Here is a 14,993-nt window from a genome sequence, read left to right on the forward strand (position 1 = left end):
AATCAGGGCCTGACGTCTTGCTCATCACTCAGTATAACTAAAGGTATTTTTAATTATAATTTATAAATAATAAATATCATCAAATATTTTTTAAAGTATAATCATAATTAGAATAATACATAATACTCGCGCTAATCGTCCCACTCCTTCTGTCGCAAGGCTACCTCTTGGATAAAAGAGGGCGCCTGCACCGTTTTCAGCTGCCAAGCGAACTGTGAATGTGATTCTACCACGCCACCGGCTCACTCGGCGGATTAACCAGCTGCCGCACGCCTTGTCGGGCCATCAGCCACAGGAAGCGGGAGTTGGTGAGCAGGTAGCGGCGCCAGAGCCGGCGCGGCTCCAGCCAGAGGCGGTAGGCCCATTCCAGCCACAGCCGCCGGGCCCAGGCGGGCAGGCGGCGCTCCAGGCCGGCGTAGGTCATAAAGGCCTGGCCCACCCCTAGCATGCAGGCTCGCACGCGGCCCTGGTGGGCGGCCATCCACTCTTCCTGCCGGGGGCAGCCCAGGGCTACGAACAGCAAATCGGGGTCGGCGGCGTTGATGCGGGCCACGTCGGCGGCGTCTTCCTCGGGGGTGAGCGGGCGGAAGGGCGGGGCGTGCAGGCCGGCCAGGCGCAGCGCGGGCAACTCCCGCCGGATGCGGGCCTCGATGGCCCCGAGCACCGCGGGCGTAGTGCCGTAGAAATACACCGACTGCCCCCGCCGCTCGGCTTCGGCCAGCAGCAGCGGCAGCGTATCCATACCGGCCACCCGGGGCTGGACGGGGCCGCCAAACCAGCGCACGGCCGCGGCCACGGGGCTGCCGTCGGGGGCTACCACGGCGGCGCGGTTGACCACCTGCCCGAAATCGGGCTGGCGGTGGGCCTCCACCACCATGTGCACGTTGGCAAAGCACACGTACGACGAGGAGCGGGCCGCCCCGAGCCGCAGCACGGTATCGACGAAGGCGGCGGGCGGGCCAGTGGAAATCAGCGAATCGAGGACGGGGTAGCGGGGCAGCACGGGCGGAGCAGGTAAAGGCGGAAGCCGCGGCGGCGGCCGGGGTTCAAAGCCCTGACCGGAACCCGCTCCGGTAAGTCCGAAGCGCCCGGTCAGGACTTTGACACCCCGGTCCACCTCCGGGGAAGCAAGTGGTGAGTTGGTGAATTGGTGAAATGGTGAGTTGACGTTCAGAAGGCGCGGAACTGCGCAGTATGTGCAGTCAGCACAGCAAACTCACCATTTCACCACTTCACTATTTCACCGTTTAGTAGGCATTCTTTTCGCCGCGGACCATGTTCCACACGGTCTGGCCGATGATTTTCATGTCGAGGCCGAACGACCAGTTTTCCATGTACTTCAGGTCGTATTCCACGCGCTTTTCCATGGTGCCGGCTTCGCGGGTTTCGCCGCGGTAGCCGTTGACCTGGGCGTAGCCCGTAATGCCGGGTGGCACGGCGTGGCGCAGCTGGTACTGGCTGATGTGCTTGCTGTACTCTTCGAGCTGGGAAATCATGTTGGGCCGCGGGCCGACCACCGACATGTGGCCCAGCAGCACGTTGAAAAACTGGGGCAGCTCGTCGAGGTTGTACTTGCGCAGGTAGGCGCCCACGCGGGTTACGCGCACGTCGTTCTTGGTGGCTTGCAGCTCACTGCGGCCGTGGCCCTGGCGCATGGTGCGCAGCTTGTAGCACGGAAACAGCTGGTTGCGCTTGCCGGGCCGCAGCTGCTTGAAGAACACCGGCCCGGGCGAATCGAGCTTGATGAGCAGGGCCAGCACGGGCAGGATGAAGGGGAAAACCAGCAGGATGACGGCGCCGGAGAAGGCAATGTCGAACAGGCGCTTGAGCACCTGGTTGGTGCGGATGCCCAGCGGCGCGTGCCGGATGGTGAGGATGGGCAGGTGGTCGTAGAAGTACACGTTCACGTCCTTGCGCACGGTGCCACTGAAATCGGGCACGATGCGGAACGAGAGGAAATGCTCGTCGGCAAAGCGCGAGAGGTCCTCAATCAGCGCGTGCCGGTCGAGGGGCAGGGAGAAGTAGATTTCGTCGATCTGGCTTTGCTGGCAGTAGGCTTTCAGCTCGTCGAGGCGGCCGCGCACCAGGGGCCGTAGCCCACCCGGGATGGGCTCGTCGGCGAAGAAACCGGCAAACTGGTTGCCGTCCGGGTCGTGCGACATCAGGAAGCGGTACAGGCTCTGCCCACTCTCCCCCACCCCCACGATGACGTAGCGGCTGATGGGCCGGGCCAGATACTGCACGTAGCGCCGGTACGAGAAGGTGATGACAAAGCGCCCGGCCACCACGGCCAGCACCGACAAGGTGTAGGCCGACACCAGGAAGCGGGCGGGTACCCAATATTGCTGCAGCAGCACGGCCCCGGTCAGGAGCAGCACGGCGTGCAGCAGGAAGGTGCGCACCACGTAGAGCAGCTTCTCGGGGTAGGTAATGAGCTTGTCGACGCGGTACACGTTGGCGTAATGGCCCGAGAGAATCCACCACAGCAGCGCAAATACGGCGTACAGGGCCGGAAACAGCCCCCCGAACGACCAGTTGCCGAGGGTGATGAAGCCGGCAACACGGAAGGCGCCCAAAATGAGCAGCACGTCCACGACGGGCAGCACGATGCGCGAGGCATCGGAGTAGTGACGGTAGCGTTCCATAACGAGGCGGAGAGGTAGCTACGGGAGACAAGATTTGGGACTCAGCAAGCCGACCGACTGCCGGCTGCTTTACATTGGCTAAGAAAGAACATTTTAGGCTTTAAACAATATTATTTTATACTTAATTTATATAAAATACCATTCGTATCCGATTGTGCAACTCCGCCGGTGGCCAGAACGCCAAACGCCCCGGCCATTGCTGGCCGGGGCGTTTAGTTTTTTATGCGCTGTTGGCGTCGTGGCGCGCAGGCTAATTGGCCGAGGCCGAGCCCGAATCAGTCAGGGTGAACTTCTTCACCTGGTTGCCGATGCGGATTTCAAACTCGCCGGCTTCCAGCACTTTTTCCCCGTCGCGGCCGGTGTAGCTCAGCTCCTGCATGGGCAGGGTGAAGGTCACCGTTTTCGTTTCGCCGGGCTTGAGGCTCACCTTATCGAAGCGGCGCAGGCGGCGCACGTCGGGGGCAATCTGGGAAGCTACCAGGTCGCTGGTGTACATCTGCACGGCCTCCTTGCCCTCGCGCTGGCCGGTGTTGGTGACCTGCACCTTCACCGTCAGCTGCCCGTCCTTGGTGAGGGAGGTTTTGTCGAGCTCCAGGCCGGCGTACTGGAAGGAGGTGTAGCTCAGGCCGTGGCCGAATTCCCACTGCGGGTTGTAGTCGGCCTCGTAGTTGTACACGCCCTCCCCTTTCTTCTGCTCCTCGGCGTACTTGTGGATGTAGCTGACGAGGGCGTTGGGGTAGCGCGGGTAGTTGTAGGGCAGCTTGCCGGAGGGGTTCACGTCGCCGAACAGGATGTCGGCCAGGGCCTCGCCGCCGTGGTTGCCGGGCAGGTAGGTTTGCACCACGGCCGCCATCTGCTGCTCGAAGGCCGAAATGACGCGCGGGCGGCCCTCGTTGAGCACCAGCACCACGGGCTTGCCGGTAGCGGCCAGGCGCCGGGCCAGCTCAATCTGCAGGGGCGAAAGGGTCATGTCGTTCAGGTCGCCGGGCTTCTCGGCGTAGCTGTTCTCGCCCAGGCACAGGATAACGGCGTCGACGTCCTTGGCGGCGGCCACGGCCTCGTCCATGCGGTCGGCCGTTTCGTCGTAGTACTTGCCGTCCTGCTTGGGGTTGTAGCTCACGCCGGGCACGTAGCGCACGTTCGGGGCCCCGATTTCCTTCTGCAAGGACTCCAGGATGGTGTTGTACTTGGCGGCAAAATCCTCCACTTTCTCGCCCTGCCAGGAGTAGGTCCAGGCCCCGTTGAGGGCACGCATGGAGTTGGCGTTGGGGCCCGTCACCAGCACCTTGCTCGTTTTCTTGAGCGGCAGGACGTTGTTCTGGTTCTTGAGCAGGGTAATGGCTTCGGCGGCCATGTCGTAGGCGGCCCGCTCGTGCTCGGGGCTGCCGAATTTGGGGTAATCCTTGGGGAAGGTCACCGGCCGCTCAAACAGGCCCAGCTTCAGCTTCAGGCGCAGGATGCGGCGCACCGCGTCGTCGACGCGGGCCTGGGCCACTTTGCCCTCCTTCACGTTGGCCACCAGGTTGTCGCAGAACTCCTCGTACTGGTAGGCCAGCATACCCATGTCGATGCCCGAGTTGATGGCCAGGGCAATGGCTTCCTTCACGTTGCCGACCACGTGGTCCCGCTTGTAGAGGTTGTCGATGTCGCCCCAGTCCGTCACGATAAGCCCCTGGAAGCCCAGCCGCTCGCGCAGCAGCTTGGTCAGGATGTCGTAGTTGGCGTGCATGGGCACCCCATTGATCAGGCCCGAGTTGATCATGATGGTGTGCGCCCCGGCATCAATGGCGGCCTTGAAAGCCGGCAGGTGGTACTCGTAGAGCGACTCCAGCGGAATGTAGGCGTTGGTGCGGTCCTTGCCCGACTGCGGCACCTGGTAGCCCATGAAGTGCTTGAGGCTGGCGGCCACGTGCGTGGGGTCGTTCACGTTGTTTTGCTCGCCCTCGTAGCCCTTTATTACCTCGCGGCCCAGCTCGGCGGCCAGGTAGGGGTCTTCGCCGTAGGTTTCCCATTGGCGCGGGGAGCGGGGGTCGGAGCCCAGGTCGAGCACCGGCGAAAAGGCCCAGGGAATAGACGAGGCGCGGGTTTCGTAGGCCGTTATTTCGGCCCCGCGGCGCACCAGCTGGCGGTTGCGGGCGGCGGCCTGGGCTATCTGCTGCGGAAACATGGTAGCGCCGGCCGTGTACGTCTCCCCGTGCACCGCGTCGATGCCGTAGATGACGGGGATTTTCAGGCGGGTTTCGGCGGCGGCGGCCTGAATCTGCTGGATGATGCGGGCCCAGACCTCCGGAGTGCGGGCGCGGTTGTTGGCCGCGTTCAGGATGGAGCCCAGCTTGTACTTCACCACCGCGTCGCGCAGCCTGGCCGGGTCCACGGCGAAGGGCTCGGCGCTGCTGAAGCGGTTGGAGCCCACGCCCACCACGTCCAGGGTCACCTGGGCCATCTGCCCGACTTTCTCCTCCAGCGTCATCTGGGCCAGCAGGGCTTCCACGCGGCGTTCCACGTCGGCGGCGCTGGGGGCGGGCGTGCTGCTTTGGGCGGCTTTGGCCTTGGTCTTGGTTTTGGTTTTTTGCTTCTGGGCCTGGGCGTCGAAAGCCAGGGCGCCGGTCAGCAGGGTGAGCAGGGCAAGTCGTTGGAGGTACATCGCCGGGGAAATCAGGTAATGAGAAATCGGGAAAGAAGCCAGCGGCGCTAGGAGGCCAGCGCGGTGGCCGGGGCGTCGGCGGGCAGCAGGCGGCGCAGGCGCTGCCAGGCCTTGCCCACGGTGGCGGGGCTGATGGAGGCGGTGCAGCCCTGCTCCACCAGGTAGGCGGCCAGGCGGCGCAGCGGCCAGTGGCGGGCCTGCGGCGCCTCGGGGCCGCTGATGAGGCCGGCCAGGGCCTCTTCCACGGCCGGGGTGAGCTTGGTGGGCGCGCCGCCCTGGGGCGGGGCGTTGAGGTAGGTGTCGAGGCCCTGCTGGCGGAACAGGCGGCGCAGGGCGTACACCCGGCCCACCGTCATGCCCAGGCGCCGGGCGGTGTCGGCCACGGGGCGGGCGGCGTCCCAGTCGCGCAGGGTTTCGGCGCGGTTGCGCTGGCGCGGGTCCAGGTCGGGGCGGGCCAGGTAGTGGAGCAGCGCCGCGCGCTGGGCCACGTCGAGGCGGAGCGAGTCACGGTGGCGGCCCATACTGCTACGCCAAGTAAGAGGTAAAATCGGGCCGGTGGCCGCGCAGGCCGTACCAGCCGATGTACACGTAGCACACGACCGGCAGCAGGAAGGCCAGGCGCAGGGCGTGCACGCCGCCGCCCCCCAGTTGGCTGTCGGCCACCATGCCGAACAGCGGCGGAATGATGGCCCCGCCCACAATGGCCGCCGACAGCAGCCCGGAGGCGTCCTCGGTGTGGCGGCCCAGGCCGGCCACGGCCAGCGTGAAGATGACCGGGAACATAATTGAGTTCATCAGCCCCACGGCCAGCAGCGTCCACATGGCCACCGCGCCGGTGGTATTGATGGAAATGAGCACCAAGGCCACGGCACCCACGGCAGTCAGCGTCAGCACCCGGGCGGGCCGGGCCACGCGCAGCACCCCGATGCCCAGGAAGCGGCCGACCATGGCGCAGCCCCAGTACAGCGACACCCGCACCCCGGCCGCGGCGGCGCTCAGGCCCAGCACCTCGGGCTGCTCCAGGTAGCTCACGATGTGCGAGCCAATGGCCACTTCGGCACCGACGTAGGTGAAGATGCCCACTAGGCCCAGCAGCAAATGGCGGTAGTGCCAGGCGCGGCGGGTGTCGCCGGAGGCGGCCGGGGCGTGCGTAATCTGCGGCAGCTTCAGGAAGGCCAGCGCCCCGCTAATGAGCAGCATCACCGCCCCGATGCCCAGGTACAGGCGCTGCACCGGCGACACATCCAGCGCGGCGGCAGCGGCGGCCGAGAGTTTGTCGAGCTTGGGCAGGTTGGTCAGGATGAGGGCCGAGCCCAGCAGCGGCGCCAGGAAGGTGGCCAGGGAGTTGAAGGCCTGGGTGAGCGTGAGGCGCGAGGAAGCCGTTTCGGGCGGACCGAGGATGGCCACGTACGGATTGCCGGCTACCTGCAAGGTGACGATGCCCGTGGCCAGCACGAACAGCGCGCCCAGAAACAGCCCGAAGGTGTGGCTGGCCGCGGCGGGGTAAAACAAAAACGCCCCCAGCGCCGCTACCACGAAGCCCACCAGCATGCCGCGCTTGTAGCCCAGGTGCTTTACCACCAGCCCCGCCGGCACGCCCATCACCAGGTAGGCGCCGAAAAAGCAGAAGTTGATAAGGTTGGCCTGGGTGTAGCTGAGCTGGAATACCGCCTTCAGGTAGGGAATCAGGATGTCATTCAGACAGGTGATGAACCCCATCATAAAGAACAGCACCGTGAGCGAAGCCAGGGCGGAGCCGTAGCGCGGCTGCGGGCCGGTGGCCGAGGCCGCGGGCGGCGAAGTAGCGGAAATAACGGGAGCGGCCATAAGCTGGTCGAAAAGAAAGTCGGTGGAAAAACGCGCCGGCGGACCGGCGGAGGCAGGGCCAAACCGCCCCAGTGGGTGCGGCCCCGGCAGACGCCCCTGTTCCCAGAAAGGCCGGTCCCACAACCTGGCCAGTCTATTCTCGTCTGCCGCGGGCCGCCCCGTTTTGGGGGGTTGGTGCTTGGTTGGTAGTGCTTGGTGCCTGGTTGGCCGTGCGGTCAGGCTTGTTCATGCAGGCCCGCCAGAACGACCTAAGCACCAGGCACCAATAACTAAGCACGAAGCACTATCAACGCTATTCCGGGTACTGATAAAAGCGCACGTACTGCACCACCATTTCCTTCGGGAAGGGCTCCGAGGCCGACGGGTTGCCGTCGAAGTGCCCGCCCACGGCCACGTTCAGGATGACGTAGAACGGGTTGTTGAAGGGGTACGGCGCCACGTCGTTGGGCGTGATGGTGTAAGTCAGCGTGCCGTCGACGTACCAGCGCAGCTGGTTTTCGCTGCGGATCAGCGAGAAGGTGTGGAAGTCCTGCGAAAAGTCGCCGGTGGGCAGCCGGTAGGTGGTGCCCTTGTACTGGTGGCTGGCGGTGTTGGCCCCGTAGTGCACGGTACTCACGTTCACGTCGGGCTGGGAGCCGCGCAGCTCCATGATGTCGATTTCGCCGCAGGCCGGCCAGCCCACCTGCCCGTCGTTGGTACCCAGCATCCAGATGGCGGGCCAGATGCCCTGCCCTTTCGGCAGCTTGGCGCGCACGTCGAGGCGGCCGAAGCCATAGTTCATCTTGTTTTTGGTGACGATGCGGGCCGAGGTGAACTGCTTGGCCCGCAGCTGCTCGCGCCGGGCCTGAATGTGCAGCTCGCCGCTTTGCAGGTACAGGTTGTTGGTGGAGTTGGTGGTGGCCTGCAGCTCCTGGTTGTACCAGTCGTCCTGCACTTCGTAGGTCCACTTCTGCGGGTCCAGGCCGCCGCCGTCGAATTCGTCGCTGTGGCTGGCTACCAGCTGGGTGTAGGCCGCAAACTCGCGGGCGGCGGCGTTGGGCTCGGGCTTGGCCGGCTGGGGAATGGGCTTGGGCGGCTCCTCGGTGCAGGCCGTCAGGCCCAGGGCCAGGCCCAGGCCGGCGGCGGTGCGGAGCAGGGTGGTCGGAAGCAGAAACATCAGGGATACTTGGTAGTAGGTATTGGGCGGTGGGAAAGTGGTATCAGGTAACTGGGGCGCGGCACCGAAAGATTCGAGCTGCCGAAAACCGGCCCTGCTTTTTACTACCTGATACCCACTTCCACCTACCAGGAATTACTTCACGCGCAGCTTCATGGTGTGCACCACGGCACCCGAGGGCGGCCCCACGCGCAGCACCATGTGCGTGTTGTCGATGGACAGAATGCGGTAGATGCGGTTGGCCGCGTCCGTCACGCCGATAAAGGCCGTGGGCGAGGTCAGCTCAAACTGCGCAATGCCGGCGCCGGTGGCGGCCCCGAAGGTGAAGGCCGAGGTGCCCGAGCGCGGCGCCGAGCAGCCCGCCCCGCCGGCCACCAGCGTTTCGGCCAGGGCGTTGTAGGTGTACTGGTTGGCGGTGGTGAAGGTAAACTCGTCGTCGGCCTGGCAGGCGGGCAGCGAGCCGGCCGCGCCGCCGGGGTAGTACGTGGTGGGGTTGGCGTCGTCGGGGCCCACCACGATGGCGGCGGGCTGGGTGTTGTCGAGCACCCAGGTGCGCGAGGAGCCGCCGGTCAGCAGCTGCTTGGCCCGGTCGATGGCCGACAGCTGGGGCATGAGCGTCACCTCCGTTTTGGTGCCGTCGGGGTTGGTGCCCTGCAGGCGCAGGCGGGTGGCCGTGGCCTCCAGGATGTCGTAGGTTTTGTTGCTCACCGAGTCGGGCAGGCCGATAAAGGCTCCCCGGCCCTGCAGCACGATCTGGCCCAGGTTGCCGTTGGGCCGGAACACGAACGCGCCGTTGCTGTTGCGGGCCGTGCCGCAGGCGCCGCCGGCGTAGGTGCCGCCGGCCGCGTCGTAGGCGTACGAGAAGTTATTGGTGAACGAAAACTGGTCGTCGGCCTGACAGGCCGGCAGCGGAGCCGCCGACGAGGACAGCACCGCCCCCGAGGCCGACAGCCGCTTGATGGCGCCGGCCTGGTCGCTGAAGGTCCACGACGTGGAGCCCGAGCCCGAGCAGGCGGCCAGCACGCCGAAGGCGGCGTTGGAGCAGGCCGTCGGGATGGTCACCGTCTGCGGCACGAAGCTGGTGCCGCCGCGGCCGGCCACGGCCAGCTTCACGGTGTAGGTGCCGGGCCGGGTGTAGGTGTGCGTCACCGTCTCGCGCGACTCCAGGGAGGAGCCGTCGCCGAAGTCCCACTGGTAGAGGAAGCCATTCTGGCTGGTGCTGGTGAAGGTGGCCACCACCGGGTACTGCGCGGTATTCAGCTGCACGGTGAAGCTGGCGGCCGGTGCGGGGCCGTCCAGCTTGCCTTCTTCCTGCTCGCAGGCGCTCAGGGCGCAGCAGGCGCCGGCCAACAGCAGCCAAGCGGCCGGGCGGTGGTATATCGTTGAGAATAAAGAAGTCATGGGCGTGTGAGGTTGAAACGAAGGGGAATAGCGCGGCAACAGCGCACCGGGCAGCCGCCCGCAGAGGGCAGCGCAGGGGCAGGCAGCAGGGTTGGGGGAAGGCAGCGGGCGGCCGTCGGCGCAGGGGCGCGGCGGCCGCCTCTCTCCTACTGGGTTAGTAGCCGGGGTTCTGCGTCAGGTTGGGGTTGGCGTCGCGCTCCGACTGCGGAATGGGCAGCACGATGTTGAAGGGCTTCACGCCCTTGGCCTGCAGGGCGGGCAGGGTCAGCAGCTTGCCGGTGCGCTTCAAATCAAACCACCGGTCGTTTTCGAAGGCCAGCTCGTAGCGCCGCTCCCGAATGACGGCGTCGGTGAAGTTCGGGGTGCTAGCCGTCAGGTCGCGGGTGGAGGGCTGGTCGAGGGGCAGGCCAAAGGCGCGGCGGCGCACCCGGTTGATGGCCTCCAGCCCGCGGGCCGTGGGGCCGTCAGCTTCGGCCAGGATGAGGTACACATCGGCCAGGCGCAGCACCGGAATGTTCAGCGGCGAGTCCCAGATGTTGGTGTTGGTCTTGCCCACAAACCACTTCTTCAGGCCGTAGCCGTTGGGCGAACCGGGCAGGGAAGCCGGCTGCGAGGGCGAAGTGCTGCCGGCCGGGTACGCGTCGCCGGGCTTCCAGATGGTCACGTCGCGGCGCAGGTCGCCGGTTTCGTAGCCGTTCACGAACTCGGCCTCGGGAATGTTGAAGCCGTAGCCGCCCTGCGGGGTGAGGCCCTGGCCGCGGGGGCCGAAGAACTCGTTGCCGCTGAAGCCGAGGCCGTCCTGGGTCCACTGGTTCAGGCCCGACACGTACTGCACCTCAAACAACGACTCCTTGCCGTTCTCGTTGGCTACCTTGAAGTTGTCGGCGTAGTCGGCCCAGAGGTCCTTGCCGGCGGCGCGGGCGGCCGTGATGGTTTCGTTGGCCACGCGGGCGGCTTCGGAGCGGTTGCCGCGGGTCAGCTGCACCTTGGCCAGCAGGCCCATGGCGGCCAGCTTGGTGGCGCGGCCGAGGTCGGCACCGGCGTAGCTGTTGGGCAAATCGTTGCCGGTGGAGGCTTCCGTCAAGTCCTGCACAATCTGGTCGTACACCCGGTCGACGGGGCTGCGCGGGATGTTCACCTGGTCGAGCGAGGTGGGCGGCACCGTAATCAGCGGCACTTCGCCGTAGGCGCGCACCAGGTCGAAGTAGTACTTGGCGCGCAGGAACTTGGCTTCGGCAATGCAGCGGCGGCGGAGGGCGTCGCTCATGTTGGCAATGCCGGGCACGCGCTGAATCACCACGTTGGCGCGGCCGATGCCCACGTAGCAGCCGCCCCAGAGGCGGTTGATGACGGGGTTGGTGGCCGGGATGTTGAAGTTGTCGAGCTGCTGAAACTCAATACCGTCGCCGCCGCCGCCGCCGCCCGTCACCGAGTTATCGGCCATGATGTCGCCGATACCCCAGAGGGCGTAGTTGTACTGCCCGGCCTTGCCCAGCTCGCTGTACACGGCGTTGGTGGCCTGAATGGCGTCGGTTTCGGTTTGGTAGAAGTTTTCCTCGGTGACCGAGTCGTTGGGCGACACGTCGAGCCATTTCTCGCCGCAGCCCGTCAGCAGCCCCAGCAGCGCCAGCGTACCCAGGGTTTGTTTTACCGTTATCATCAGAAATTGGGGTCTTAGGGTCTTGGGGGCTTAGGTGCTTGGGGCACGAAAGCTCACCCGGTTGTTTTTTGGGGGCTTGGGGGCTTGGGGGCTTGGGGGCTTAGAGGCGTCAGGTTATGGTCGATAAACCAAGTCCCTAAGACCCTAAGCCCCCAAGACCCTAAAAGCCTAAATTCAGGCCGACCAGCACTACGCGGGGCTGGGGGTAGATGCCGCGGTCGATGCCGGCGGCGCCCACTTCGGGGTCGTAGCCGGAGTAGTTGGTCAAGGTCACCAGGTTCTGGGCCGAGACGTACACGCGAATCTGCGAGGCCGAAATCTTCTGCATCACCGTCTTGGGCAGGGTGTAGCCCAGCGTGAGCAGTTTCAGGCGGGCGTAGGAGCCGTCTTCCACGAAGTACGACGACACGCGCAGGTTCTGGTTGGGGTCGGCGGCAATGGCGCGGGGCACGTCGTTGCTGGTGCCGGGGCCGGTCCAGCGGTTCAGCACCCGCGAGATGCCGCTGCCGTTGCCGTAGAGGGCGCCCTCGGTGTAGAAGCGGTTCAGGTTGTAGATGTCGTTGCCCTGCGAGCCTTGGATGAACACGTTCAGGTCAAAGCCCTTCCAGCTCACGGTGTTGGTGATGCCGTAGGTGAAATCGGGCACCGGGGAGCCGATGTACACCCGGTCGTCGGCGTTGATCAGCCCGTCGCCGTTCGAGTCCTTGAAGCGCAGGTCGCCGGGGGCGGCGCCGTTCTGGGTGGCGTGGCTGCGCACGTCCTCGGGCGTCTGGAACAGCCCGTCGGCCTGGAAGCCGTAGAAGTTGCCCGGGGCCTGGCCCACGTTGTAGCGCACAATCACGCCGCCGCGGGAGCTGTAGCCGTCGTAGGGCTTGCCCAGGCCCAAGGACTCCAGGTTGGACTTGTAGTGCGACACGTTCAGGGTGGTCGTCCAGCTGAAGGCTCCGCCCTCGCCGCGCACGTTGTGCGAGGTCAAGGAGAAGTCGATGCCCTTGTTGGTGACCTTGGCCGCGTTGGTCGACACCGACTCGTAGGTACCCGACACGAGCGAGGGCGTCACCGGCGCAATCAGGTTAGGCGAGGTGCGCTTGTACACGTCGATGGCGGCCTCGATGCGGTTGTCGAGCAGGCCCAGGTCCAGGCCGATGTTCGTCTGGTTGTTGTCTTCCCAGTTCAGGTTGCCGTTGGCCAGGCGCGTCGGGGCGGCGCCCACGTTCACGGCGCCGTCGGGCCCGAAGGGGTACTGAATGCCCGAGTTGATGACGTACAGATACTGGAAGGGGTTTGCGTTCAGGGCGTTACCCACCCGTCCCCAACCGCCGCGCAGCTTCAGGTTGCTCACGGTGCTCTGGTCTTTCAGGAACGCCTCCTCCGAGATGCGCCATCCAGCCGACACGCCCGGGAAGAAGCCGAACTTCTTGCCCTGGTCGAAGGCGTAGGTGCCGTCGTAGCGGGCAATGGCCTGGAAGAGGTACTTGCCGCCGAACTCGTAGTTGAGGCGCCCGAAGTACGAAGCCAGGCGCTGGGGCGGCGCGATGTAGCCGCTGGCGCCGCGGAATTCGTTGATCGGGCCGTTGTTGACGTTCTGCAAATCGTTGCGGGAGTAGCCCGAGCGGGCCGCTTCCACGAACTGCCGGTCGAACTGCTGGGCCGACTGGCCGGCCAGGAACGTCACCTGGTGCTTCTCGGCGAAGAGCCGGTCGAAGGTCAGGGTGTTTTCAATCAGGTAGCTCGGCGCGTAGGTATTGTTGGCCACGGCACCGGCCAGGGTGTAGCGCTGGGAGTTGGCCAGCTTGGGCCGGAACGAGCGGTAGTTGTCGAAAATCAGGTCCGTGCCGACGTTGGTGCGGAAGCGCAGGCCTTTCACCGGCTCCAGCTCGGCGAAGAAGGTGCTGATGACGCGGTTGCGGGTGAACTTCTTGTTGTCGATCAGCGCCACGGCCAGCGGGTTCTCCTCCACGAAGTTGTCCACGTTGCCCAGCGGCTCGTACCAGGTGCCGTCGGGGCGGTAGGCGGGGATGGTGGCCGGAATCTGCGAGGCGAAGCTGATAACCCCGAACTCCGAGCCGCCAGCGTCCACGCGGCGGTCATTCAGGTGGGTGAGCGAGATGTTGTTGCCCACTTTCAGCATACGGCCCAGCTGCAAATCCCCGTTGGCGCGCACCGTGAAACGCTCGAAGTGCGAGCCGACGATGGTGCCGTCCTGCTGGAAATACGTACCCGACACGGCGTAGCGGGCCTTTTCGCTGCCGCCCTGGGCCGAGAGGGAGTAGTTCTGAATGGCGGCGCGGCGGAAAATAAGGTCCTGCCAGTTGGTGCCCTCGCCCAGCGCGGCCGGGTCGCGCAGCTTGTCCACCACGATGGGCTGACCCGCGGCCAGGCGGTTTTCGTTGTTGATGACGGCGTACTCCTCAGCGTTGAGCATGTCCAGCTTGCGCCACACCTGCTGCACGCCGCGGTAAGCCTCGAAGTTGATGTTGGTTTTGCCCGCCTTGCCGCGCTTGGTGGTAATGATAACCACCCCGTTGGCGGCGCGCAGGCCGTAGATAGCCGTGGCCGAGGCATCCTTCAGCACGTCGATGCTCTCGATGTCGTTGGGGCTGATGGCGTTCAGCTGGTTTTCGCCCTGGTCGGAGGGCAGCGGGAAGCCGTCGACCACGTACAGCGGGGCGTTGTTGCCGGCCGAGGTAAGGCCGCGGATGCGCACCGCCGTGCCGGCGGCACCGCCCGGGTCACCGCCGCCGGCCGTTACCGTCACGCCGGCCACGCGGCCCTGCAGGGCCTGGGCTGCATCGGCAATGGGCTGGGCCTTCACTGCCTCCGCCGACACCGACGACACCGCCCCGGTCACGCTGCCGCGCTCCTGGGTGCCGTAGCCCACTACTACCACTTCGCTCAGCGCCTGCAGGTCTTCCTCTAGCTTCACCGTCAGCCCCGAGGTGGGGCCCGCCACGGTGACTTCCTGCTTGATGTAGCCCACCGAGCTGATAACCAGAGTACTGCCATCGGGCACATTCAGCGCGAAGACGCCGTCGGCGTTGGTGCTGGTGCCCAAGCTGGTGCCCTTCACAATAACGGTGACGCCGGGCATAGGCGCCCCGTCGCTCTGCGTGACGCGGCCCGATACGGGCACATCGGCCACGACGCGCCCGGCGGCCGGGCCGGCCGGGGCAGCCGCCAGGGCGGGGGCGGCCAGCGTCAGCAGCCCGCAGGCGGCTAGCGGCACGGCCCGCCGCAGTACGGAAAACGGGTAAAAGTGGTAGCTCATGTGTGTGGGAATGGTGTTGAGTGTGGTTGAGAGAAATGGCGTGTAACAGGGCCGGCCCGAGGGCTTCGGCAACGGCATGAGGCAGCCGGGCTCCGGGCCAGGCGGGCCCGGAACGCAGGTGCAGTCAGGTACTCTTGTAAATGGGGGCCGAACAGGGGCGGCTAGTGGCCGACGGCGGGCAGCGGCGCCCTAGTTGGCCGGGCGTGCCCCGGCGGCGCGGGCGCGGCGCACGGGGGCGCCAGGCGGGCGGCCGGAGCCGCGGGGTTGGCGCCTCGCGGAGAAGCGGCGCAACCAGCTATTGGAGCAGTCATAAGAGCGGTGGGATTGGGTCAAATATATCGGCCTTGTTTTCTAAAAATCAAGAGCCAAAAATGCCCATACAGCCCAAAATC

9 protein-coding genes are annotated in these 14,993 nt (G+C 65.7%); all 9 read right to left on the reverse strand.

What is annotated here, in order from left to right:
* Positions 1–226: 226 nt before the first annotated feature.
* Positions 227–1,003 carry a WecB/TagA/CpsF family glycosyltransferase gene (locus EJV47_RS15385; RefSeq protein ID WP_243651178.1) on the reverse strand — a complete coding sequence of 259 codons (777 nt, stop codon included), beginning with the start codon at positions 1,001–1,003 and terminating at the stop codon, positions 227–229.
* A gap of 244 nt (positions 1,004–1,247) precedes the next feature.
* The gene (locus tag EJV47_RS15390) at positions 1,248–2,645 is read right to left on the reverse strand and encodes an exopolysaccharide biosynthesis polyprenyl glycosylphosphotransferase (protein WP_126694047.1); all 1,398 of its coding nucleotides are present in this window, start codon (positions 2,643–2,645) and stop codon (positions 1,248–1,250) included.
* A 250-nt stretch (positions 2,646–2,895) separates the two neighbouring features.
* Positions 2,896–5,289 (reverse strand): glycoside hydrolase family 3 N-terminal domain-containing protein, encoded by a 2,394-nt coding sequence (locus EJV47_RS15395; RefSeq protein WP_126694048.1) that lies wholly within the window; start codon positions 5,287–5,289, stop codon positions 2,896–2,898.
* Between the two features lie 47 nt (positions 5,290–5,336).
* Positions 5,337–5,810 carry a helix-turn-helix domain-containing protein gene (locus EJV47_RS15400; RefSeq protein ID WP_126694049.1) on the reverse strand — a complete coding sequence of 158 codons (474 nt, stop codon included), beginning with the start codon at positions 5,808–5,810 and terminating at the stop codon, positions 5,337–5,339.
* Positions 5,811–5,814: 4 nt separating this feature from the next.
* On the reverse strand, positions 5,815–7,116 hold the full coding sequence (locus EJV47_RS15405) for a sugar MFS transporter (RefSeq protein WP_126694050.1): 1,302 nt from the start codon (positions 7,114–7,116) through the stop codon (positions 5,815–5,817).
* 292 nt (positions 7,117–7,408) lie between these two features.
* On the reverse strand, positions 7,409–8,272 hold the full coding sequence (locus EJV47_RS15410) for a glycoside hydrolase family 16 protein (RefSeq protein ID WP_126694051.1): 864 nt from the start codon (positions 8,270–8,272) through the stop codon (positions 7,409–7,411).
* A gap of 135 nt (positions 8,273–8,407) precedes the next feature.
* Positions 8,408–9,673 carry a PKD domain-containing protein gene (locus EJV47_RS15415; protein ID WP_126694052.1) on the reverse strand — a complete coding sequence of 422 codons (1,266 nt, stop codon included), beginning with the start codon at positions 9,671–9,673 and terminating at the stop codon, positions 8,408–8,410.
* A gap of 154 nt (positions 9,674–9,827) precedes the next feature.
* Positions 9,828–11,333 carry a RagB/SusD family nutrient uptake outer membrane protein gene (locus EJV47_RS15420; protein WP_126694053.1) on the reverse strand — a complete coding sequence of 502 codons (1,506 nt, stop codon included), beginning with the start codon at positions 11,331–11,333 and terminating at the stop codon, positions 9,828–9,830.
* Between the two features lie 160 nt (positions 11,334–11,493).
* Complete coding sequence (locus tag EJV47_RS15425; protein ID WP_165903782.1) at positions 11,494–14,601, reverse strand: SusC/RagA family TonB-linked outer membrane protein; 3,108 nt, start codon at positions 14,599–14,601, stop codon at positions 11,494–11,496.
* Between the last annotated feature and the right edge of the window lie 392 nt (positions 14,602–14,993).

This window comes from Hymenobacter gummosus (assembly GCF_003970915.1).
In the GTDB taxonomy this organism is placed as follows: Bacteria; Bacteroidota; Bacteroidia; order Cytophagales; family Hymenobacteraceae; genus Solirubrum; species Solirubrum gummosum.

Coding starts and splice junctions, on each gene's coding strand:
- EJV47_RS15400 (WP_126694049.1), bottom strand. CDS start 5,810: ATGGGCCGCCACCGTGACTCGCTCCGCCTCGACGTGGCCCAGCGCGCG.
- EJV47_RS15395 (WP_126694048.1), bottom strand. CDS start 5,289: ATGTACCTCCAACGACTTGCCCTGCTCACCCTGCTGACCGGCGCCCTG.
- EJV47_RS15390 (WP_126694047.1), bottom strand. CDS start 2,645: ATGGAACGCTACCGTCACTACTCCGATGCCTCGCGCATCGTGCTGCCC.
- EJV47_RS15405 (WP_126694050.1), bottom strand. CDS start 7,116: ATGGCCGCTCCCGTTATTTCCGCTACTTCGCCGCCCGCGGCCTCGGCC.
- EJV47_RS15425 (WP_165903782.1), bottom strand. CDS start 14,601: ATGAGCTACCACTTTTACCCGTTTTCCGTACTGCGGCGGGCCGTGCCG.
- EJV47_RS15410 (WP_126694051.1), bottom strand. CDS start 8,272: ATGTTTCTGCTTCCGACCACCCTGCTCCGCACCGCCGCCGGCCTGGGC.
- EJV47_RS15420 (WP_126694053.1), bottom strand. CDS start 11,333: ATGATAACGGTAAAACAAACCCTGGGTACGCTGGCGCTGCTGGGGCTG.
- EJV47_RS15415 (WP_126694052.1), bottom strand. CDS start 9,673: ATGACTTCTTTATTCTCAACGATATACCACCGCCCGGCCGCTTGGCTG.